This is a genomic window from Tenacibaculum larymnensis, from assembly GCF_028829235.1.
GTDB lineage: Bacteria > Bacteroidota > Bacteroidia > Flavobacteriales > Flavobacteriaceae > Polaribacter > Polaribacter larymnensis.
Genome location: NZ_JAIWJY010000004.1, coordinates 189,917 through 212,575, shown reverse-complemented (window position 1 = coordinate 212,575; position 22,659 = coordinate 189,917). Strand labels below are relative to the sequence as shown.

Genomic DNA, 22,659 nt, shown 5'->3' with positions numbered 1-22,659 from the left:
AATGTTCTGCGTTATGTAACTTTGCTTTGGTGAAAAGCGAAGTTCTTTAACCCAATTTTATTGGATTTTTTTCTTCTCCAAAAGCTTCTTTAAAAATGTAATGGAATACTCTTTTTGCAGCTAGGGTAGAGGCGTGGAGGCAAAATGTGTATGGAGTGGGATATTTCATACTAATCTTCAAATAATTACTGAACTCCGTAAGTCTCACTTATTAACAATTCTTATCTTTATAAATTAACAGATTTATAAAAACAATATGCCTGAAATAGATATAATTAGTGAATTAAAAAGACTTTTTGATTTAGCAAAACGAGTAGATGAATTTGAATTTATAAATATCCTGATTGGTTATAATGGAATGGGAGACCAGAGGTTTCTATCACATTTATATGAAAGTGAGAGGTTAATAAATGAAGTTGAAAATCTTATGGATAAAGCAACTGATAAACATACAAAAACTCGTTTAGGACTTTTATTATACGGACATATATTTGAAATGGATGAACTCTATAATGTTCTTGGTAATTTATTAAGGGTAGCTACTGCTCAAGGTCTAAGATATATACCTGATTTATATAATAGGTTTGACCAAGATGATATAACACCAACAGAGAAACTAAAACGTTTATTAGAGCACGGAGTTCAGTGCCGATTTGAAGATTTTATAATACAATTGCAATCATTATATTATAATAGAATACGTAATGCTTTCGCACATTCATCATATTCTCTCATTGATGACGAGTTTATTATAATTAAAGGTAAAGAAGTTGAAATTGAAGGAACTCTTAAAAGGACAGTCAGTCTAGATGATTTTTTACTTCCAACAATAAAAGATTCATTGTCCTTCATTAATGAGTTTTTCTCTTTACTTAAGGAGCATAAAATGTCTTATAAATCTAATAAGGTAATCCAGGGTAGCTTATCAAATATTGAACCTATAATGATTTTAGGTAATCCTGAAGATGGGTTAATTGGTTTTGAAAGTTTTTCGGGAAGCTCTATAAAAATAAAAAATGTTTATGGTACCGACCGATTTATTGAAGCAATGAATATTCGCTTAACAAATACAAGTGACGCAAATAAAGTTTTACTCGATGAAATAGAATCTTATAACGAAAAAAAGAAACCATCTGGGGCAAACTTTGAAGATTTAAAGAATAGGGTTCTCGCTACAGGAGAAAAACAACTTATAAGAAACTTATCAGTTGTAGTATATAACTATGCCAATGACACCTTTAAGGCTGGAGAAGCTAAACCTTTAGCTCAAAAAGAATATATAATGAAAGCGGCATTATCTTATTATGATATGGCAATTTCTTTAGATTCAACTTACGGAAGACCTTATCTTAATAAAGCATTATCAAAATTAAAATTAGCCAATTTCAATGGAACAATAAATAATGAACTAAGAAGACAATTGTTAGAAGAAATAAAAGAGGCTTTAAAATATGAACCTACAATGTTTGAAGTTTTTAGTAATTCTGGTATGTTACAAATGGAAATTGCATTTGAAGAAAAAGAAACGGATAAAAAGGAAATTGAGCTTTATAACGCTATAGAGAATTTTAAAAAAGGAATTGAACTTTATCCCAATGATGATATTGTTTACGAAAGGTTAGCTACTTCTCATTGGGAGTTAGCGAATATAAGTGATAGTAATAACAAAGAAAATTTTGAAAAATCTATTGAGAATATTGAACTAGCTATACAAAAAAATGACAAATTATCCCATAACCTACTACTTGCTTCTATTCTAGGAGAATATGGAGATTTTGATGAAGAAAACTTAGAAACTCATTATGCTAGAGCTATAGAAATCTTAAAAAAGTTAGAAGATAAATATGGTATTAATGAAGAAATAAAATATCGTTTAGGTAATTTTAATTAAAAATTACATTTATATAATTTTAACTTACATAAAGATAATTCAAACTTATAAATTAAATTTTAAAAATACAAGTTTAGATTACTAAAATTTGATTTAAACTTATGTTTTAATAAGTATGTATTATATATTTAAGGTAGAATACATCAAATAATTATGGCAACAGAAAGAATAAATAGAATCAAAGAAGTATTAGTAATTCAAGGAAAATCGCAAGTTTGGCTTGCGGAAGAATTGGGAAAAAGTACGACTTCTGTCACAGCTTTTTGCAATAATAAATCACAACCGCATCTAAAAGATTTAAAAAGAATAGCAGAAATCCTAGATGTAGATATAAGAGAGCTATTAGTTTCAACAAAATGAGTGCCTTAGATTTTCTAAAATCAGAATTAAAAAGTCATAATCTAGAGCTAACAGCCAAAACAGATGGGACGGAAGGGGTCGATTTTTTAATAGGAAATAACCAAATATACTTACAACCACTAGATTTAGGTACTGTAAAGCAAAGTATTAAAATCACAAAGCAAAATTTAGGAGAACCAAACCATAACTTGTTTATCGCTTTAGTTTTAATCATAGAAAAACAACCAAGAGTTGTATATCTCATTCCATCAAAGGAATTACAAGATTCTAACAACAATTTCTTTGTAAATAACGAAGTGAGTTTAATGCCCAGTTTATCTAACTGGGAAATTAAAATAATTAAAGAGCTTGAAAAATACGCCTTAAATAATATGAGTAACAAACTAAAAGTTTAGTTTTATAATATTATGTAAAATAGAAAGTGCGTTTTTCACCCAGATGAAGCGGTGGCAAAACGGCCTCAGAAAACTTTGGCTAAAACAATAGGTGAAATGAGCGGCGATATTTTAGAGAGCTGGCAATGCATATTCTTAATAATAACAGGTTTAAAGCGAGTTCAAAGCAATCTTAAAACGTTCTAATGTTTTCTAAAATATAGCGATTGAGCCGTACATTGTTTCCAAAGGTTTGTGCAGCCTTGATTTTTTGTTTCTTTTTGTATCAAGACAAAAAGATATGCAAACTCTAAAAATGTTTAATTATAGTTCTATAGTGAACAAGTGTATAGAAATTTTAGAGCGTGGATTTGAGCCAGGGAAAATTTTATACTCTTGTGACAAGTTTACGAGAATGTCGTAGAAAAAAATTTTCAGGATGTTTCTTATTTAGTACTAAACCCAAGAGCCGAATGTTTAATGACCCTAGTACTACAGTTTATTGTGCGTTCAAGACTATCTGGGATATTTTACATAATATGGAATTATAGCTACATAGCAGTAAATATCATATTAGTAGAACTGTTTGTTTTAATTATGAATCATCCACTGGATAATCCATAATTAAAAGTGTACTATAATTAATATTATGTTAAATAGTATGTTTTCAGTTTCAAAAAAAAATAAAATCCAGGCGAAGATATTGCTGAAGTTTTTGCCACATTTACTACACTAAAAGATAAACCTGAAGGTAAAACTATAGCAGAGAAAAAAATACTGTTAATGTATAACAGAAAAGAATTAGTAAACTTTAGAAATCACATACGAAAGAACTTAGCTCTTAGAAAAAAAGGAGATGCTGTAGCCTTTGCCTTACCACAACCTGGAGCATGGAAACAAGCCAACTCTTTTGGAAATCCACATAAAACAAAATGTAGAAGACATTAAGTTTAATAACTCAGCATTCTTAAAACATGATCTTTTTAAGAGTGCTGTTTTTTAAAAGAAATTATGAAATATATTTTTTTACTACTAATAGCTATAACATTAGTAAAATGTTCAAGTTCAAAGAATATTAAAAAAGAAGAAGCTTTTTTATACTATGGAAAAACTCAATGCTTATTTTTGATATGTATGTATTTAAAGATGGAACCGTTTTATACGAAGGAATTAAAAATGTTCCTAAGTTAGGAGTACATGAATTCTCTATAAAATCAGGAGATGTTCAGGAAATAAAAAAAGAACTAGAAAAAATTGATTTTACAAAAAAGGAAAAATTAACAAGAGATTTTCCTAATACAGTCCTTAAGTTTAAAGGAAAAAAGCTCGCTATTCAGAAAAATGACAAAGTGAAAAAATTAATGTTTTTACTTGAAAGAATAAAAATTTAAAATTTTTTAACAAAAAAAGTAGGGTTATTTTAATTATAGCTGTTTTATAAACTGTAAGATGTATATAGTATACGACGCTGTTATAGAATAAAAGGCCCCTTCACTTTTTACAATTTTTTTGTTTCACTACAATTTTATTCTTGACAGCGTCTTTTTATTAGACTTATAAAAGTTATGATATTGTTTGTTTAAGGCTGTTAAAAAAACAGCCTTTTTTTTAACTTTTACTCCCACTTCAAAACAAAATAAAGGCAGTATTTTTGCCTAATGCAAAAAAATAATCAATCAAAGTTAGAATTCATTGCTTTAATGGCTTCCTTAATGTCATTAGTAGCCTTGTCAATAGATGCATTACTCCCAGCTTTAGAACAAATAGGTATTAGTATTCGTGTTCAACAAGGGTCACACGATAGTCAATTATTAATTACCATGATTTTTTTAGGACTAGGTTTTGGTCAATTAATTTCTGGTCCAATTTCAGACAGTTTAGGAAGAAAACCTATTATTTATGGAGGATTTATACTTTTTGTTATAGCCAGTTTTATTTGTGTTAGCGCTAATAGTATAGAAATGATGGTTGTAGGTAGAATTTTACAAGGAATAGGCCTTTCTGCACCTAGAACAATAAGTATAGCCATGGTTCGTGATAGTTTTAGTGGAAATTACATGGCAAAAATCATGTCCTTTATTGTAGTAATTTTCATTTTAGTTCCAGTTGTAGCACCAGCTATAGGTAAATTAATGTTAGATGCTTATGGGTGGAAATCTATATTTTATAGTCAGTTAATTTTTGGTGTTGTAGTAATGTTTTGGTTGTGGAAACGTCAACCAGAAACCCTAAAAGAAGAAAACAGAATTAAATTTGCATTTCGCTTATTTTTAGATGGTTCTAAAGAGTTTATAAAATACAAACAAGCTGTTATTTTTACATTAATATCTGGTTTTATTACAGGATCATTTATGGTGTATTTAAGTGCTTCACAACAAATTTTTCAAGAACAATATTTATTAGTAGACGAATTTCCATACATCTTTGCTGGTTTAGCTATTTCTGTTGGTTTTGCGACCTTTTTAAATGGTTCATTTGTTATGAGATTTGGAATGCATAAGTTGGTATCATTCTTTTTAATTATCTTTTCAATCGTTCCTATTATTTACATAACGTTATTTTATCAAAAAGAAAACCCAAGTATTTTAATACTACTAGTATTCTTTGCTTTACAGTTTTTCTCAATAGGGTTTTTATTTGGTAATCTTCGTGCGTTGGCAATGCAGCCTGTAGGGCATATTGCTGGTATTGGAGCTGCAATTAACGGGTTTGTATCTACTATTATGGCAGTACCAATTGCTACATTTATAGGAAAGTATGTTGAAACCACTACCCTTCCACTTTTTATGGGATTTTTTGTATGTGGAGCATTATCTTTACTTCTTTTAAATTTTACCAAATTAAAACCAGTTAATGAGTAGTATTATGGAGTTAGATGTTATTTATGAAGATGAATATATATTGTGTGTTTCAAAACCTAACAATGTAGTTGTACATCATGCACATCATTCTAGAAATGTTGCAGATGAAGACTCATTATTGCAAATGATTCAGCAGCAATTCAATCAAAAAATGTATCCTATTCATCGACTTGATAGAAAAACATCTGGAATTATATTACTAGCTAAAGAAACTGGATTTGTAGCCAAATTTCAAGATCTGTTTACCAAAAACGAAATACAGAAAACGTATTATGGAGTTGTTAGAGGTCATGCTCCTGAAACCAAAGTTATTGATTCTCCTGTTAAAGGAAGAGATGCTAATGTATACAAAGATGCAGAAACTCATTTATTTACTGTAAAAACTGTAACGGTAGATATTCCTGTTAAGCCTTATAATACTTCTAGATATAGTCTGGTTAAGCTACAACCTAAAACGGGAAGATTACATCAGTTACGAATTCATATGAATAAAATTAGTCACCCTTTAATTGGTGATCCTAAGTATGGGGATAAAAATCATAATACAATGTTTATTGACAACTTTGATTGTGAGAATCTTTTTTTACATGCTCATTCTTTAGATTTTATTCATCCTTATTCAAATGAAAAACTGTCTATAAAAGCAGACTACCCTAAAGATTGGTACATAGTTTTTGAAAAGTTTAATTGGACTTTATAAAACACACATACCTCTACTCTACTTATTTTCAGTCTGTTATTTTTTAATCTTGACATTAAGACTTCATGAATTTTATTTTCTTTAAATAAAAAGCAATAATTTAATCATTTTGACGCTTAGTTTATTGATTGTTTAATTAATTAACTTTTTATATGATATAAATCAAAGAAAAATGAAAAATTTAAAACCCTTCATATTAGCAGCTACAGCAGCCGTATTAATGGTAAGTTGTAGTGATAACGACACTAATCCTGTTGATAATCAAAATGCTAAATTATTAGACGCCCATTCTCATGAAGTATGTAGTTACATTGATGGTAACTGGGGTCAAAATGCTTACATTGGTTCAACCATTGTAAATCAATCTGAAACAAATTTCTTAAATAACCAAAATGTTAAAATAGCTGATGTATTTAGCATTAGTACTATTCCTTTATACTTTGCTAAAGGTTCTGGAACAGCAAACGCTATTTCTTACGGTAGTGGTTATATTATTTATGGTGAAGAGCTTTATAACATGGCTTTAAGTCAAGGAGGAAGAATTTCTTGCGCTATGGTTCAAGCTCATGAGGTAGGGCACCAATTACAATACCAAAACAACTTACCTTCAAGAAGTGAAAGTACTGCTAGAGCTACTGAATTAGAGGCTGATGGTTTTGCTGGTTACTACATAAAAAAGCCAAATGGATACAATGCTACTTGGACACAAGCTGCTCCAGCGTATAACTTCGCTGCATCTATTGGTGATTATAATACAACTAGCCCTGGACACCACGGAACTCCAGCTCAACGTCGTTCTGCTTTCCGTTTAGGATACTTATTGGGAGATTATAACTTAACTGTAAGCAGTTTTGATTATAACTTCTTTTACTACTATGATAACTATGTATTACCAGGTGCTTTACGTCAAGATTTAAAGAAACCAGACGATATTGATGAAGGATTACATAACTTTATCTTATCTAAAATGGAAGAGTTAAGAAAAATTAACTCGGGAGAGATTTCTAAGGAAGAATTTGAAAATTTAAAATAAACTAACAAAAAACTAATATTTTAAAAAGTTATTAGTTGAGCAATTAAAAAAGGGTAGCAAAATTTTGCTACCCTTTTAACTTTTATAAAAATTATTTTTAAATATCTTTAAAAATAGCGTGCATTAAACGTTTTTTATCATTGATGCTTTCTTCAAGCGCAATCATTGTTTCCGTTCTGTTTACACCATGTACATCATCTATTCTATAGATAATATCTTTTGCATCATTGGTGTTTTTAGCACGTACTTTACAGAAAATATTGTATTTTCCTGCAGTTACATATGCAACAGTTACGTTTGGAATTAAACGTAGGTTATCAAGCACATGTTGTGTCATAGATGTTTTCTCTAAAAAAATTCCAACGTGAGCAATAAAAGAATACCCCATTTTCTCATAATTCAAGGTTAAAGTAGACCCTTGAATAATTCCTTCGTCTTCCATTTTCTTTACACGTACATGTATAGTACCAGCAGATACTAATAACTTTTTTGCAATGTCTGTAAAAGGTGTACGAGCATTTTCAATTAAAATGTCTAAAATTTGATGATCAATCTCATCTAGTATGAACTTCTTCATTTTTTTGTTTTCTTCAAGTAATATTGCTAAAATATAGTTTTTTTTTAAAAAAAATAAGTTTTATTTAAAGAAAGTAGAATTTTTAACTGTTTTTTATGAATTCTTTATGAGCTGAATACATAGATAAGTTACCTTCTTTCTCTTTTTTTAAAACGAGTGCAAATTTATCATTTTCTATACTTTCTACATACTGATAAGCAACATCTTTTTCATTATTTTTTGATCGATAAATCACATCGTAGAAGTTCTTGATATTGTTAGGAATAGCTAAATATTTTTCAAACTCTTTAAAGTTTTCTGCTAACGAAATATGATATATTCCCTGTAATAGCGCGTAAAAATTGAATTTTCTAACCTCTTCCCTGTCATAATCATTCGGAAAATGTCCAGCTTCAATTAATATTGTATTGTGTCCTAACTTTTGAAAATTATCTCCTGTAGCTGTTGGATAAAATTCATCTGTATAACGACCAATATGATTAGGTATAATTTCTTGTAACAATTCATTCATGGCTACAATTACATTCATAGTTTCTTTTCTTCCTTCTGTAATTGTTCTTTTTTCTTCTTCTGAAGGTGCTAAAAAAGAAATTGTTGCGGGGTTTTTAGTTCCTTCAACACCAAAAATGGTTCTTTGATCATGTAAATTGAAGCAAAATTGAGGGTTTACTTCTTCTAAAACACGACGTAAAAGTTTACTTTCTTTGGCCTCTAACTCAACAGCATCTCTGTTTAAGTCTACATTGTTAGCGTTAACACGTGTGTATGCTTGTGCTCCATCAGGATTTAACATTGGAACAATAGTAATACTACAATTGTCTAAAATAGATTTTGTTATTTCGTGGGTAGAAAAATGTTGAATAAACTTTAAAAAATCAAATACAGCTTTAGTTCCTGTACTTTCATTTCCATGCATTTGACTCCAAATAAGAATTCTTTTTTTACCTTTTCCTAGCTTTAATTGGTAAATGGCTCTCCCCTCTTCTGATTCACCTATAATTTTTGTTTGAATTTTAGAGTTTTGTAAGCCTAAATATAAAGGCTCTATATCTGTTAATGTTATCCATCTTCCAGATATGGAGTCTTCTTTAATTTTTGAATAATTTTCTTCTAAAAAAGAGCTATTTAAATGTGTCATATCATATTATAACGAAAACCAATCTGCTACCAATTGTTTTTCAACAGGTTCTACAGTTTTGTGTACATAATCGTTTTTAGCAGTATCATATTTGTAATCTTTTGACCATTCTTCTATATTATCTGCTAATGTTTGTAATGATTCACAAATAAACTGTACTTCTTCATTTGTTATTGTTGGGTGCACTGATAAACGTACCCAACCTGGTTTTTCTGTATTACAACCTTCTAATATTTGTCCTTTAATTTCGTTAGATCTTATTTGATCTACATTTAATAGGAAATGACCATAGGTTCCAGCGCATGAACAGCCTCCTCTTGTTTGAATACCAAAACGATCATTTAATAACTTTACAACTAAGTTGAAGTGATATTTTTCAAAATAAAAAGAAAAAATACTCAAACGATCTTTATGATCAGGGGCTAATATTTTAACTCCTTCTAAGTTTTCTAAACAATTAAAGATAACTGGGTTAATTTCATCTTCACGCTCCTTTATTTTGTCTGTTCCCATTTGGTCTTTTACCTTAATGCATAAAGCTATTTTAATAGTTTGCAAAAAAGCTGGTGTACCACCATCTTCACGCGTTTCTACATCATCAAAATAATCATGTTGCCCCCAAGGATTTGTATAGCTAACTGTACCTCCTCCTGGATTATCAGGAACCATATTCTTGTACAGTTTTTTATTAAAAATCAGTACTCCAGAGCTTCCTGGACCTCCTAAAAATTTATGTGGAGAAAAGAAAATTGCGTCTAAATACTCATCTTCATTTTCTGGGTGCATATCAATATCAACATACGGTGCTGAACAAGCAAAATCAACAAAACATAAGCCACCGTAACTATGAATTAAAGAAGCAACTTTATGATAATCTGTTTTTATTCCTGTTACATTAGATCCTGCTACTATTGAAGCTATTTTTATTGGTCTATCTAAGTATTTTTTTATGGTTTCTTCAAACTTATCTAAGCATACTAAACCTTCATTATTACAAGGAACAACTTCTACATCTGCTATAGTTTCAATCCAAGAAGTTTGGTTTGAGTGATGCTCCATATGACTTACAAAAACGATAGGTCGTTTTTCATCTGGAACTTGTGTGTTTTCCTTTAAATTTTCATTTATTTTTAATCCTAAAATACGCTGAAACTTATTAACAACTCCCGTCATACCAGATCCTTCCGTAATTAAAACATCATTAGAAGATGCGTTTACGTGACGTTTGATGATATTTCGTGCTTCATGATACGCTAAAGTCATAGCTGCCCCTGAAGTTGAAGTTTCTGTATGAGTATTAGCTACGAATGGTCCAAATTTATTTAAAAGTTGTTCTTCTATAGGTCGATATAACCTTCCACTTGCAGTCCAATCTGTATAAATCATTTTCTTTTCACCATAAGGTGTTTGAAAAGTCTGATCTATACCTACAATATTTTTTCTAAACTTATCAAAATACTGTTCTAAATCCATAATTGAAATCTCTAGTTGTTTGTTATGTTGCGTAAAATTAGCAGTATACTACTAGTTAGCCTAAAATAGTTATAATATTAACGTATTTATAACACTTTGTTATTAAAGCCTAAATTTACCTCCTATTAAAATGGTATTTTCAAAAAAGTAAAAACTTTGTGATGCTGTATCTACAGGACTTTTAGTTGTTCTAACATCTGGCATATAAATATAACCTCCTTTTAAATCTGCTTGTACAAAAAAGTGCTTTAAGAATGTAATATTTAATCCTCCGGCAACAGAAGCTCCATATCCTGATAAATGGAAATCGTCATGACGTTCCATTCCTAATAAGGTTGTATTAGTTCTTGGATACAAAATTCCCATTCCTACCCCTTCTGTTAAATTGATTTGTAAGTTTTCTAAGTTTAAACCAAACCAGTGACTCACATCATCAAAACGTTTTACTTCAACATTTACATAGTTTAAACCGTCAGTATGCTCAAAACGTAAAAAATCTGCAGCTAAATTGATTGTTTCATTATTATATGTTCCGTCATATTTAGCATTTCCTATATTGATGTTTCCGTTAATTTTAACATCTTGATCGGCTATCATTACATATTTCATGTGATCTACCCCGATAGAAACGGTGTAGTTTTCTTTAAAGAAATATCCTATTCTATAATTTGTTTGTGGAATAGTTACTCTTCCTGGATTAAAGTAGTCATTAAAAGAAAACTTTGTTTGTCGATCTTGAGCTTTTACATTTTGTAATGTAAAATCATAATTTGCTCCTTTAAAACGAATGTCTGAATTAGAATAACTAGCCCAGTTCCATCCCCAATAAACAAAGAATTTTCCTTTGTTGGTTACTTTTTTCTTTTGAACGATTTCTTCGTTTTTCTCCTGTGCTATTATTGATGCTGAAACTATCAGCATTAATAAACTTACTATTTTTAATTTCAAAGAACTATTGTATTATTTGTTGTATTTCAGTGATAAATCTTTTGGCCAAAGCATCTGCATTTTCTTGACTTGTGCTTTCTGTGTAAATTCTAATGATTGGTTCAGTATTAGATTTGCGTAAATGAATCCATTCTTCAGCAAAATCAATTTTCACGCCATCAATTGTATTTACATCTTCATTTTTATAGTTGTTAGCCATAGTTTCTAAAATCTTGTCAACATCAATTTGTGGTGTTAACTGGATTTTATTTTTACTCATAAAATAACTAGGATATGAATCTCTTAATTCTTTACAAGACATTTTTTTATGTGCTAAATGTGATAAAAATAAAGCAACTCCTACTAATGAATCACGTCCATAGTGAGATTCTGGATAAATAATTCCTCCGTTACCTTCTCCTCCAATTACCGTGTTGGTATCTTTCATCATTTGAACAACGTTCACCTCACCTACTGCACTTGCTGTATAAGTTCCTCCATGCTTTTCAGTAACATCACGTAAGGCTCTTGAAGATGATAGATTAGAGACAGTGTTACCTCCTCCTAATTGACCTAAAACATAATCTGCACAAGCTACTAAAGTGTATTCTTCTCCAAACATAGAACCGTCTTCGGATATTAGCGCTAAACGATCTACATCAGGGTCAACTACAATACCTAAATCCGCATTTTCTTTTACTACTAATTCAGAAATATCGGTTAAGTGTTCTTTTAATGGTTCTGGATTGTGTGGAAAGTGTCCGTTAGGTTCACAATATAATTCAACACATTTTACACCTAACTCTTCAAGTAAAGCTGGAATAGCAATTCCTCCTGTAGAGTTAACACCATCAACTACTACTTTAAAGTTAGCTTTTTTAATGGCTTCTACATCTACTAAACGAAGTTTTAAAACTTCTTTAATATGTTTCTTTATATAATCTTTCTTTTTCTTGTATATGCCTAAATCGTCAACTTCAGCAAACTCAATAGTAGCATCATTTTCAGCAATCTTTAAAATTTCAGCTCCGTCTTCACCATTTAAAAATTCTCCTTTTTCATTTAAAAGTTTAAGTGCATTCCATTGCTTAGGGTTATGAGAGGCTGTTAAAATAATACCTCCATCCGCTTTTTCCAATGGAACAGCTACTTCAACAGTTGGTGTAGTTGACAAACCTAAATCGATTACATCAATTCCTAAACCAACCAGCGTATTTGCTACTAAGTTACTTATCATTTTACCCGAAATACGAGCATCTCTACCTACAACAATTGTTATATTTTCTTTCTCTGAATTTTTATTTTTTATGAATGTACCATAAGCCGCTGCGAATTTTACAGCGTCAATTGGAGTTAAATTATCACCTGTATTTCCGCCTATGGTACCTCTAATACCTGATATAGATTTAATAAGTGTCATATTCATTTTTTATTGATGAGCAAATATAAAGCTATTTAAGAAAGTATCCTTTAAAAAGGGAAAGCTTTAACTGTAACATTTGTTACATAAGAAGCTAAAAAAAACCGCTAAGCTTTACAGCTTAACGGTTTATAAATTTTAAGAAGTTGTTAGGATTATTTTCCTTCCATTTTCTTCTTTAATTCAGCTAATCCACCGATATCTCCTAAAGTAGTTTTTTCTACTTCTTGAGCCTTAGCAGCAGCAGCTTTAATGTTCTTTTGTTCTTCTTCTCTAAAGATAGAAGTATGAGAAACAACAATTCTACGGTACTCTTTACTAAACTCAGTTACTTGGAACTTAGTTTCGTCACCTTTAGCTAATTTACCTCCGTCTTCTTTTTCTAAGAAACGAGTTGGAGCGAAAGCTTCAACACCATCAGCAAATACTACAGTTGCACCTTTATCATTTTTCTCTTTAATAGTACCTTCGTGGATAGATCCGATTGTATAAGTAGATTCATGAGCATCCCAAGGGTTATCTTGAGTTTGCTTGTGACCTAAGTTTAATTTACGGTTCTCTACGTCTAATTCTAATACTTGAACTTCTAATTGATCACCAACAGTTACAAAATCTGATGGGTGCTTAATTTTCTTAGTCCAAGATAAATCAGAGATATATACTAATCCGTCAATACCTTCTTCTAACTCTACGAATACACCAAAGTTAGTGTAGTTACGTACAGTACCAGTGTGTTTAGAACCTACTGGGTATTTAGTAGTAATATCAGTCCATGGATCTGGGTGTAATTGCTTCATACCTAAAGACATTTTACGCTCTTCGCGGTCTAATGTTAAGATTTGAGCTTCTACTTCATCACCAACTTTTACGAAATCTTGTGCAGAACGTAAGTGAGTTGACCATGACATTTCAGATACGTGGATTAATCCTTCTACTCCTTCTTCAACCTCTACAAATGCACCATAATCAGCTAAAACAACTACTTTACCTTTTACTTTATCACCAACTTTTAAATCAGCATTTAAAGCTTCCCATGGGTGAGCAGATAATTGTTTTAATCCTAATTGAATTCTTGACTTGTTATCATCAAAGTCTAAGATTACAACGTTTAATTTTTGATCTAATTCAACAACTTCGTTCGGGTGGTTGATACGAGACCAAGATAAATCAGTAATGTGAATTAATCCGTCAACACCTCCTAAGTCAACAAATACACCATAAGAAGTAATGTTTTTAACAACACCTTCTAATACTTGTCCTTTTTCTAATTGACCGATAATTTCACGTTTTTGATCTTCTAAATCAGCTTCGATTAACGCTTTGTGAGATACTACTACGTTCTTAAATTCGTGGTTGATTTTCACAACTTTGAATTCCATAGTTTTTTCTACATATTGATCGTAGTCACGGATAGGCTTAACATCAATTTGAGAACCTGGTAAGAATGCTTCAATACCAAATACATCAACGATCATACCTCCACGAGTTCTACACTTAACAAAACCGTTAACGATTTCACCAGTTTCGTGTGCGTTGTTAACACGATCCCAAGCTTTGATTACACGTGCTTTTTTGTGAGATAATACTAATTGACCTGAAGAGTCTTCTCTTTTGTCAACTAATACTTCTACTTTGTCTCCAACAGCTAAATTTGGGTTGTAACGGAATTCGTTTAACGAAATTACACCTTCAGACTTAGAGTTAATGTCGATAATAGCATCACGATCAGTAATACGTACTACTTCACCTTCGATAACATCGCGCTCGTTTACGAACCCTACAGTACCTTCTAAGGCTTTTTCAAATTCTTTTAATTTAGACTCATCAACTTCATCAATACCTTCTTCGTATTTGTGCCAGTTAAAGGTTGCTAAAAATTCTGCTGGATTTACAGCTTCTGCTGTTTTTTTTGTTTCTTCAGACATGTCTGAAATAAATATTTGTATCTTTTTGTTAACCAGATTTTTAACGATATTAACGCCAAGAGAAATTAAACTTAATAAATGTTATTTTCTACCCTTTTTAAATCTGTACTCGTAAAAAGGCGTGCAAATTTACGAATAATTCTTGAAGTAACCTAAAATATTTTGGTTTTCAGGATGTTATAAAGAGGTTTAATTACAACGATATGTACAGTATACTTCTTCCTGAACCTTCTTAGATACTTATTTATTGTAGTAATTGTAAAACGAAGCAAACTAATCGGCTAACCATCATTACTTATGCTTCATTATTTAGGTAACTTTTACTTTTTTTTATTTTCAAATTTCTTTTTAATCTTTTTCCTTCTCCACTCATCTCCAAAAAACTCAAAATTATTAAGAGAATAGATGACAATTATTACAAGCCACCCCAGCAAAACCCATAAAGTAATTCCCCAGAAAAAAGCATCATTAAATGCAAGTATTATTGGTATAAAAATACTGAATAAAGCTATGGCTAAAAGTTTATAAAAACCTTGTAACTTTAGAATATAAGCTTCTTCTTTTCTAATCTGATCTAATGCTTCTTTCTTGTTTGAACTTTCAATATTTGTTTCAAAAACAGCTGCTAAAGATTTTAACGATTCTAACCCCGCATTTTCTCCACTTTCTATTCTTTGAATAGTTCGGATACTTAACCCACTCATTTCCGCTAATTGTTCTTGAGACCAATGACGAGCTACTCTCATTTTTTTAATATCTCTTAAATTCATTGTGTTTGAATTCATTACTAATGATTTTTTTTAGACAAAAGTAAGGTTCAAAAATATATTAGTGTTGACAGTAACCAGAAAGGAATACGACAAGAACATGACAGTAAAAAGACACACTATATGTTTTTTAAAGAATTGATTTTAAACACCTTATAAAAAACACTACAACTGACAGCTGCACTTTTGTTCTTTTTACTGAATATTGAATATATTAATAGTCATCCTCTTCCTCATCTACATCGGGTTTTAATAAAAATTTTAGTACAACTTTTTCATCCAACTTCATAAAATCGTTGTAAAGTATGTCAATTACTTCACTTTTTGATTTTTTAGCTTTTAATAAATCATAAGCTTTAGTAGGTGAATCTTTAATAACATCTTTTACAAGCTCCTTCCCCATTTCTATAATTTCAGATTTAGAAAAGCCATTATCTATAAAAGGTTTCACATTGGCTACAACACTAATTGCTGCTCCCTTACAAATATTTTCTTTTGTTACTTCAGCTTGTGCTTGCGAAAAAAGTTGAAAAGAAATGAATAGGCATACAATGAAGGTTAGGTTTTTCATTTTCATGTTTTTTTAATAATTAATACAGGGCTAAAATAAACTATTTCAATTTATTAAAAATAATTTTATTAAGTCTTAGCCATAAATTAATGATATATACTGAAAACCTTTCATCTAAAAGCTACTCTACCTCCTTAATCTCCACTTTAAACAGGTTGTCAAAAACTTCAAAAACGCTTTCGACTTCTTTTTTACGTACGGAAATGGTGTATTCGCAGTCTAATTCTAATTTTTGATTGATAATATCCAGGTTTCGTTCTTTAACAATACGTTGCACTTTATTCATCATATCGTATCCAAACTTTAACTTGTAATGAATATCTATGGTTTTCTCAACAATTTCAGAAGCTTCTAAAGCAAGTTGAGCGGAAGTCCGATAAGCATTAATCAATCCTCCTACTCCAAGTTTAGTCCCACCAAAATAACGTACCGAAACAATTAAAACATTGGTTACATCAAAAGATTGTATTTGTCCATAAATTGGCTGACCAGCTGAGTTACTTGGTTCACCATCATCATTAGCACGAAAGCGGATTTTCTCAGTTCCTAATTGCCATGCATAGCAATGATGACGTGCTGTATGATGTTGTTTTCGAAGTTCTTCTAATCGTTCTTTAATATCCTCTTCAGAAAAAACAGGAAAAGCATACCCGAAAAACTTACTGTTTCGGTCTTTGAATAAGGTTTCTTCAGAAGGTTTTGTAATCGTTTTGTAAGTGTCTTTTATCTCTTCATTCATTACGCCGAAACTACTAATAAAATACTAATTATGGCAAGCCCAATACCAATCCAATTCTTTTTGATCAATTTTTCTTTAAAAAATGTAAGAGCAAATACCGTGGTTAGAATCACTATAGATACATTATTTATGGTAAAAACTGTAGAACTTTCAAGTCCTTTTGTTTGTAAAGCTTTTAACAGAAATTCCATGGAATAATAATTAGGAACTCCTAAAGCAATACCTCCAAGTACTGTTTTCCATTCAAAGCCCCCTTTTTTACTTAGTAATTGAGCGACCAGGAAGAAAAAACCAAAAAACAAAGCGCATCCAAAAATCGTTGATAAAAACATTGGTACGGCTTCTTTAGGAACATACGTAGTTTCCGTATATTTTAATAATGTATCAATACTTCCAGAACCTAAAAAAAGTAACAATGGAAACAACAAATTCTTAAACTTAACAGGAGAAGTATCGCTTTTTGCTGAAGATAAATATACTGCTATTAATGCTAAAATTATTCCTACAACTTTAACTAAGCCTATATTCTCATTATATAAAAAGATTCCTATTACTACAGGGATTACTACCGACATTTTCCCTGCTACTGAAGCTACTGAGAGTCCGTTTTTTTGAGCAGTAATTCCCATTATATTAAATACAGCTATAAATAAAAAACCTAAAACAAAAGCCCCTAAAAACCAAGGTTGACCTGGTATTTCAGTGACCGGTATAGAAACCTCGGTATGAACAAAACCAAAAGATAACGCTACAGCATAGTTTAAAACAATTGCTTGCAATGTATTTACCTTACAAACATCAAAAAGTTTAAAAATAACAAACAGTAAACTTGAAATAAGAATGCTAAAAATTAAGTAAATCACACTGTAAACTCTTTTCGTTTTAGTAAATCAACTACATCTTCTGTTTTGGGACAATTATTCCATACCTGAATACCTAATTGTTCTGCTGTATCAGTATTCTCTTTGGTATCATCTATAAAAAAGGTTTCAGAAGCTTGTAACCCGTTTTCTTGAAGCACAAACTCAAAAATGTTTGTATTTGGTTTTCTAAAATTGACTTCATGCGATAAATAAAACTGTTCAAAACAATCTTTAAACTCATTATATAACTCCTCGCCCCAATCATTTTGAATCCAAGAAATATGTAAATCGTTGGTGTTACTTAGTAAAAATAACCTGTACTGATTTCTAGCCGCTAATTCTTTTATAAAACTCAGTCGATGCTTGGGGAAATCTAATAAAATAGCATTCCAAGAACGAACCAAATCTTCTTTTGAAATATTAAATTTATCATGAAAAAATGATACAAATTCATCAGTAGAAATCAATCCCATTTCATATTGATAATATTGTTGCATCATATCTTCTGAGATTTCTGTAACTCCTAATTTTGCAAGTTCTTTATATGTTGCTTCTTTGTCTAAATTGATGAATACATCACCAAAATCAAAAATGATGTTTTTAATCATTTCTATATATTCTTAAAATATCGTTATCTATTTTTTCTTCGGAAGAAAGTTTAGCATTGAAAACAGGACGCTCTACTCCTTCTTTTATACTTATGTCACCAGTAAAAATCCTAGCTTCATCCCACAAATTTTCATTAATAAATGTTTGTAGTGTTTGTGCTCCACCTTCAATAATTATCGATTGTATTTGGTGTTTATGTAATACCTCACAAATTTGTTCTGCTATTCGAGAAGAAAAATCGATTTTTTCGTAAATGAGTACATGAGATTTCTCACCATCGTTTGAAATAACATCTGTCTTCTTCTCTACTTCTGTAATAACTATTGTTTGAATATTTCCATCAAAGACAGTTGCTTCTGTAGGTATTCTTAAGCTTTTATCAATAACAATCCTTATTGGGTTATTTCCAGACCAACTTCTAACAGTTAATGAAGGATTATCAGCAATCACCGTATTTGTTCCTACAAGAATAGCATGCTCTTCACTTCTCCATTTATGTACTAATTGTTGAGAGTATTGATTAGAGATCCATACAGGTTTTTGTTCTTCTTTTGTTAATGGAGCTATAAAACCATCTTTAGTTTCAGCCCACTTTAAAATAATATAGGGTCTCTTTTTGTTTTGAACAGTAAAAAAGCGCTTATGATGCTCTTTACAAGCCTCTTCACAAACACCTACAATCACATTTCTGCCAGCTTTTTTAAGTCGTTCTATACCTTTCCCTCCCACCAAGTTGTTAGTATCTAGGCAACCTATTACGATATTAGGTATCTCTTTCTCTATAATTAAATCTGCACAGGGTGGGGTTTTTCCATGATGCGAACATGGTTCTAACGTAACATATATAGTTGCTTCTTTTAATAAATCTTGGTTCTGAACTGAGTTAATAGCATTCACCTCTGCATGTGGCCCACCATAAGGTGATGTAAAACCTTCACCTATTATTTTATTTTCATACACAATTACTGCTCCAACAGAAGGATTAGGCCTTGTAGTTCCTATTCCCTTTTTTGCTAACTCTAAACAACGTTGTATATATTTTTCGTGATTCACAGCGTTAAAATTTAATTTTAATATCTTCTACTTTATCAATTGGGTATACATGTGAAAATCCTAAAACTTTATATTTTAAATCTCCTTTAAAATGCACTTTCAATCGCTGATTTATTAACGAGTTTAATATTCCACCTAAAATTCCGTTTTTATTATTTTCAAATACTCTTTTTGAAGGAATTACAACCTTTAACGGAATATAAAATTCTTTACGAGCAGGAACTTTAAATTCTTCAGAAGAAACTTGTGCTACTTCTACTTGATCAATTAATACTCTTATTTTATCAGTAGCTATTTTACCACCTATATCGTTTGGGTTTTCAAAATAAGCATTAGCACCAACTCTTATAGTATCAGTAGAAGCTGATAAGAGTTTTATATCATCAACTTTTAAAAAAATTGGTTTTTGTTTTACCGAGCAACTAATTATTAGTAATAAAAAAGGTAAAAAATAAATGAATTTCTTCATGAAAACTCGTGTTTTTTTGGGTACTTTGCTCTTGCAAAAGTACTATATTCCTATGACTCCATCTGATTTTATTATTAGAGAAATAAAACCACAAGATAATGCCGAAATGGCTAAGGTTATTCGTGAAGTATTAATTGAACTTGATGCTCCCAAAGTAGGCACTGCTTATGAAGATAAAGCTACCGATGAAATGTATGAAACTTACCAAAAAGATAGAGCAGGATATTTTGTTGTAGAACATAATGGTGTTGTTGTAGGAGGAGCTGGTTTTGCTCAATTAGATAATTTTGAAGGAAATATTTGCGAGCTACAAAAAATGTACTTTTTACCTGTGGTCAGAGGAAAAGGTATTGGTAGTAAATTAATAAACTTTTGTTTAAACAAAGCCAAAGAACAAGGTTTTAAACAATGTTATTTAGAAACCTTACCATATATGAAAGCCGCTACAACCTTGTATAGGAAAAATGGCTTTATTGATTTAAAAGAACCATTAGGCAACACAGGGCATTACTCTTGTAATGTATGGATGCTAAAAGATTTGTAAAAAATATCATAATGCAACTAAAACAATACAAATCGTATTTTTCTGAGCAATTAAAATCCGTTTATCCTCAAACAGAAATTGATACTTTTTTCTTTTTTTTAATAGACGAGTATTTAGAGCTCAAACGTATAGATCTCACATTACGACCTGATTTTGAAATTTCTTCTGATAAGAGAATATTATTGGAAGAAGCCCTAGTTCGATTAAAAAAAGAAGAACCTATCCAATATATATTGACTAAAACAGAGTTTTATGGACTTTCTTTTAAAGTGAATCAAAACACGCTAATTCCACGCCCTGAAACAGAAGAGCTTATTGAGTGGATTATTAATGAGGTAGATAAAAACCAAGAATCTTTATCTATTTTGGATGTTGGAACAGGAACAGGCTGTATTCCTATAAGTTTGAAAAAGCATTTACCTAAAGCAACTGTAAATGCTATTGATGTTTCTGAAGAAGCATTAAAAATAGCCAAACAAAATGCTATCTTAAATAAAGTTGAAATATCCTTTATACATCAAGACATTTTAAAAACTGAAAAATTAAGTGCTAAGTTTGATATTATTATTTCTAATCCACCTTATGTACGTGAATTAGAGAAAGTAGAAATAAAGAATAATGTATTAAAAAATGAACCACATTTAGCTTTGTTTGTTGAAGATAACAATCCATTAATTTTCTATAAAAAAATAGCCGATTTAGCTAAGAATAGCTTAACTAAAACCGGACTACTTTTTTTTGAGATTAACCAGTATCTTGGTATAGAAACTGTTGAAATGTTAAAAAACAAAGGATTTACACATATTGAACTTCGAAAAGATTTATTTGGTAATGACCGAATGATTAAAGCTTCTTTGTAACCTCTGTTTCCTCTAGTTATTCTATACCAAAGAACCTTTTAAAAAATGAACCTTTTTTCTTTCCTTCTTCAGTTCCAGGAGCTGTAACACCAATATTATCTGTTATTAACTTTTCAATATAAACATCGTAATTAGTATTTTTAGAATCTAAAAAGCCTTTTAAAAACTTTTCCGAAGCTTCTATCCCATTTAAGTCTTCTATTTCGCGTAGTCTTTTATATAGGGGGATAATTTCTTGTACAGCATTTTTAGGAGCTGGTTTTCTTAAAGCTTTATAATTTGTAACTTCACCTTTGTCATTTTCTTTAACAACAAAATCTGTCATTACCCAGTAGTACCTACCAGTTTTAGCCATATTTTTAACAAAAGCTATAATATTCTCTTTATTTTGAATACGCTCCCACATTAACTTAAAAATTACTCTAGGCATATCTGGATGTCTAACTATGTTATGTCCAGATCCTACTAATTCATATTCTTCATAACCGGATGACTCTACAAAATCCTCGTTACAATACTCTATAACACCTCTTGTATCTGTTATACTAAGAAGAACTGAGTTTTCATCGAGATTTATTTCTCTATCTACCGGGGTTGGGGATACTAACTTTGGTTTTCTTTTTTGATTTTCATTAGAGTGGTTCTCCCACTTTTTCTCTAAGTTGTTTGTCATATATTTAATTTGATTTGTATTTATAAGGCATCAATCGTTATTCTTCCTTAATTTTAATACTATACAGATCGGGGGATCAGAAAAAATTATATGACTATGAAAAAGTAATCCAGCAATTTTACAGGTTAACCTTAACACAGCTTGACACAAACATAGAAATCTTCTTTTTTTGAAAATATGATAAATATCATGCTTTAAAAGATGTTATTACCTTATTAGGTTAACTGTTTTTTATTAAAAAGTTAAGAAATATCTTCTTATACTTAAAACCTGTTTTTTTCCAAAAAAACTAATATAATGTCTAAATATTCAGTTAAATTGAGAGTAGAAAACCTTTATTTCTAATTAAATTATCTTCAAAACATAAGCTTTAAAACAGAAATTAATTCATTTATTTAACAAATAACATATATTTTATTAATAAAAATAATATTCAAAGTTTTTTTTCAATAATAAAAAAGTTTATATTAGCTGTAAAAGTTATTTAAAATTGGATTTACAAAAATTACTATTAGAAACTAAAACAAGAGCAATTTATTTAATTGACGAAGAAGGTAAAATTATTGACTTTTACCCTCACGATAACGACTTGGTCGAAATAAAAGACAAAATTGCTGCATTCGATGCTGTTATCTTTAATATGTCCAGTAGTTTTTTTAACCTTTTCTTTAAGACAGAATTAAATGAAATGATTTTAAAATCTGACAAAGAAGCACTTCTGCTTTTTAAGTATAAAGAGTATGTACTTTGCTTTTTAGCCGACAAAAACACTAACATCGGTCTTTTAAACTTAATGTTTAAAAAAGAGACTAATACTATTAACATTTAATTA

At 30.3% G+C, this 22,659-nt stretch carries 25 protein-coding genes; 11 read left to right on the top strand and 14 right to left on the bottom strand.

Annotated elements, in window-relative coordinates; translation table 11 throughout:
- Positions 1–256 precede the first annotated feature (256 nt).
- The 8 genes from LCI24_RS07900 to LCI24_RS07865 all read left to right on the top strand — a co-directional run bounded on the left by LCI24_RS07900 (position 257) and on the right by LCI24_RS07865 (position 7,219).
- On the top strand, positions 257–1,891 hold the full coding sequence (locus tag LCI24_RS07900) for a hypothetical protein (RefSeq protein ID WP_274639890.1): 1,635 nt from the start codon (positions 257–259) through the stop codon (positions 1,889–1,891).
- A gap of 153 nt (positions 1,892–2,044) precedes the next feature.
- Positions 2,045–2,251: a helix-turn-helix transcriptional regulator gene (locus LCI24_RS07895; RefSeq protein ID WP_274639889.1), complete on the top strand. Its 207-nt coding sequence runs from the start codon at positions 2,045–2,047 to the stop codon at positions 2,249–2,251.
- Positions 2,248–2,646, top strand: coding sequence for a hypothetical protein (locus LCI24_RS07890; RefSeq protein WP_274639888.1), 399 nt, complete (start codon positions 2,248–2,250; stop codon positions 2,644–2,646). Before LCI24_RS07895 ends, LCI24_RS07890 begins: the two co-directional genes overlap by 4 nt.
- Before the next feature lie 762 nt (positions 2,647–3,408).
- Positions 3,409–3,573, top strand: coding sequence for a hypothetical protein (locus tag LCI24_RS07885; protein ID WP_274639887.1), 165 nt, complete (start codon positions 3,409–3,411; stop codon positions 3,571–3,573).
- 167 nt (positions 3,574–3,740) lie between these two features.
- Positions 3,741–4,016: a DUF6438 domain-containing protein gene (locus LCI24_RS07880; protein ID WP_274639886.1), complete on the top strand. Its 276-nt coding sequence runs from the start codon at positions 3,741–3,743 to the stop codon at positions 4,014–4,016.
- Positions 4,017–4,283: 267 nt separating this feature from the next.
- Positions 4,284–5,486, top strand: coding sequence for a multidrug effflux MFS transporter (locus tag LCI24_RS07875; protein WP_274639885.1), 1,203 nt, complete (start codon positions 4,284–4,286; stop codon positions 5,484–5,486).
- A complete protein-coding gene (locus tag LCI24_RS07870) occupies positions 5,479–6,186 on the top strand; it encodes a pseudouridine synthase (protein ID WP_313813478.1) in 708 nt (235 codons plus the stop codon). Before LCI24_RS07875 ends, LCI24_RS07870 begins: the two co-directional genes overlap by 8 nt.
- A gap of 172 nt (positions 6,187–6,358) precedes the next feature.
- On the top strand, positions 6,359–7,219 hold the full coding sequence (locus LCI24_RS07865; protein WP_274639884.1) for a neutral zinc metallopeptidase: 861 nt from the start codon (positions 6,359–6,361) through the stop codon (positions 7,217–7,219).
- A 97-nt stretch (positions 7,220–7,316) separates the two neighbouring features.
- Here LCI24_RS07865 and LCI24_RS07860 read toward each other — a convergent pair whose 3' ends face one another.
- The 13 genes from LCI24_RS07860 to LCI24_RS07800 form a co-directional block, all read right to left on the bottom strand.
- Entirely contained in the window at positions 7,317–7,796 is a 480-nt protein-coding gene (locus LCI24_RS07860) for an Lrp/AsnC family transcriptional regulator (RefSeq protein ID WP_099214393.1), read from the bottom strand.
- Positions 7,797–7,878: 82 nt separating this feature from the next.
- A complete protein-coding gene (locus LCI24_RS07855; RefSeq protein ID WP_274639883.1) occupies positions 7,879–8,934 on the bottom strand; it encodes a M14 family zinc carboxypeptidase in 1,056 nt (351 codons plus the stop codon).
- Between the two features lie 6 nt (positions 8,935–8,940).
- The gene (locus LCI24_RS07850) at positions 8,941–10,407 is read right to left on the bottom strand and encodes an aminotransferase class V-fold PLP-dependent enzyme (RefSeq protein ID WP_274639882.1); all 1,467 of its coding nucleotides are present in this window, start codon (positions 10,405–10,407) and stop codon (positions 8,941–8,943) included.
- Positions 10,408–10,509: 102 nt separating this feature from the next.
- A complete protein-coding gene (locus tag LCI24_RS07845; RefSeq protein ID WP_274639881.1) occupies positions 10,510–11,328 on the bottom strand; it encodes a hypothetical protein in 819 nt (272 codons plus the stop codon).
- Positions 11,329–11,359: 31 nt separating this feature from the next.
- Positions 11,360–12,754 (bottom strand): phosphoglucosamine mutase, encoded by a 1,395-nt coding sequence (glmM, locus tag LCI24_RS07840; protein WP_274639880.1) that lies wholly within the window; start codon positions 12,752–12,754, stop codon positions 11,360–11,362.
- 155 nt (positions 12,755–12,909) lie between these two features.
- A complete protein-coding gene (rpsA, locus tag LCI24_RS07835) occupies positions 12,910–14,679 on the bottom strand; it encodes a 30S ribosomal protein S1 (protein WP_274639879.1) in 1,770 nt (589 codons plus the stop codon).
- A 320-nt stretch (positions 14,680–14,999) separates the two neighbouring features.
- The gene (locus tag LCI24_RS07830; RefSeq protein WP_274639878.1) at positions 15,000–15,464 is read right to left on the bottom strand and encodes an XRE family transcriptional regulator; all 465 of its coding nucleotides are present in this window, start codon (positions 15,462–15,464) and stop codon (positions 15,000–15,002) included.
- 196 nt (positions 15,465–15,660) lie between these two features.
- A complete protein-coding gene (locus LCI24_RS07825) occupies positions 15,661–16,017 on the bottom strand; it encodes a hypothetical protein (protein WP_274639877.1) in 357 nt (118 codons plus the stop codon).
- A 121-nt stretch (positions 16,018–16,138) separates the two neighbouring features.
- Positions 16,139–16,756, bottom strand: coding sequence for an IMPACT family protein (locus LCI24_RS07820; protein ID WP_274639876.1), 618 nt, complete (start codon positions 16,754–16,756; stop codon positions 16,139–16,141).
- Positions 16,756–17,619: an EamA family transporter gene (locus tag LCI24_RS07815; protein WP_274639875.1), complete on the bottom strand. Its 864-nt coding sequence runs from the start codon at positions 17,617–17,619 to the stop codon at positions 16,756–16,758. The genes LCI24_RS07820 and LCI24_RS07815 overlap by 1 nt, the downstream gene beginning before the upstream one ends.
- Positions 17,616–18,227 carry an HAD-IA family hydrolase gene (locus LCI24_RS07810; RefSeq protein WP_274639874.1) on the bottom strand — a complete coding sequence of 204 codons (612 nt, stop codon included), beginning with the start codon at positions 18,225–18,227 and terminating at the stop codon, positions 17,616–17,618. The genes LCI24_RS07815 and LCI24_RS07810 overlap by 4 nt, the downstream gene beginning before the upstream one ends.
- Positions 18,220–19,281, bottom strand: a complete 1,062-nt coding sequence (gene ribD, locus LCI24_RS07805; protein ID WP_274639873.1) for a bifunctional diaminohydroxyphosphoribosylaminopyrimidine deaminase/5-amino-6-(5-phosphoribosylamino)uracil reductase RibD — start codon at positions 19,279–19,281, stop codon at positions 18,220–18,222. The genes LCI24_RS07810 and ribD overlap by 8 nt, the downstream gene beginning before the upstream one ends.
- Before the next feature lie 4 nt (positions 19,282–19,285).
- Positions 19,286–19,750: an LEA type 2 family protein gene (locus LCI24_RS07800; RefSeq protein ID WP_274639872.1), complete on the bottom strand. Its 465-nt coding sequence runs from the start codon at positions 19,748–19,750 to the stop codon at positions 19,286–19,288.
- 52 nt (positions 19,751–19,802) lie between these two features.
- Here LCI24_RS07800 and LCI24_RS07795 point away from each other — a divergent pair, with 52 nt between their 5' ends.
- The gene (locus LCI24_RS07795) at positions 19,803–20,294 is read left to right on the top strand and encodes a GNAT family N-acetyltransferase (protein ID WP_274640040.1); all 492 of its coding nucleotides are present in this window, start codon (positions 19,803–19,805) and stop codon (positions 20,292–20,294) included.
- A gap of 11 nt (positions 20,295–20,305) precedes the next feature.
- A complete protein-coding gene (gene prmC, locus LCI24_RS07790) occupies positions 20,306–21,154 on the top strand; it encodes a peptide chain release factor N(5)-glutamine methyltransferase (protein ID WP_274639871.1) in 849 nt (282 codons plus the stop codon).
- A gap of 16 nt (positions 21,155–21,170) precedes the next feature.
- Here prmC and LCI24_RS07785 read toward each other — a convergent pair whose 3' ends face one another.
- Positions 21,171–21,827: a PAS domain-containing protein gene (locus tag LCI24_RS07785; protein ID WP_274639870.1), complete on the bottom strand. Its 657-nt coding sequence runs from the start codon at positions 21,825–21,827 to the stop codon at positions 21,171–21,173.
- Positions 21,828–22,317: 490 nt separating this feature from the next.
- On the opposite strand from LCI24_RS07785, the gene LCI24_RS07780 reads away from it, so the two are divergent.
- A complete protein-coding gene (locus LCI24_RS07780) occupies positions 22,318–22,656 on the top strand; it encodes a roadblock/LC7 domain-containing protein (RefSeq protein ID WP_099214406.1) in 339 nt (112 codons plus the stop codon).
- Positions 22,657–22,659: the final 3 nt, after the last annotated feature.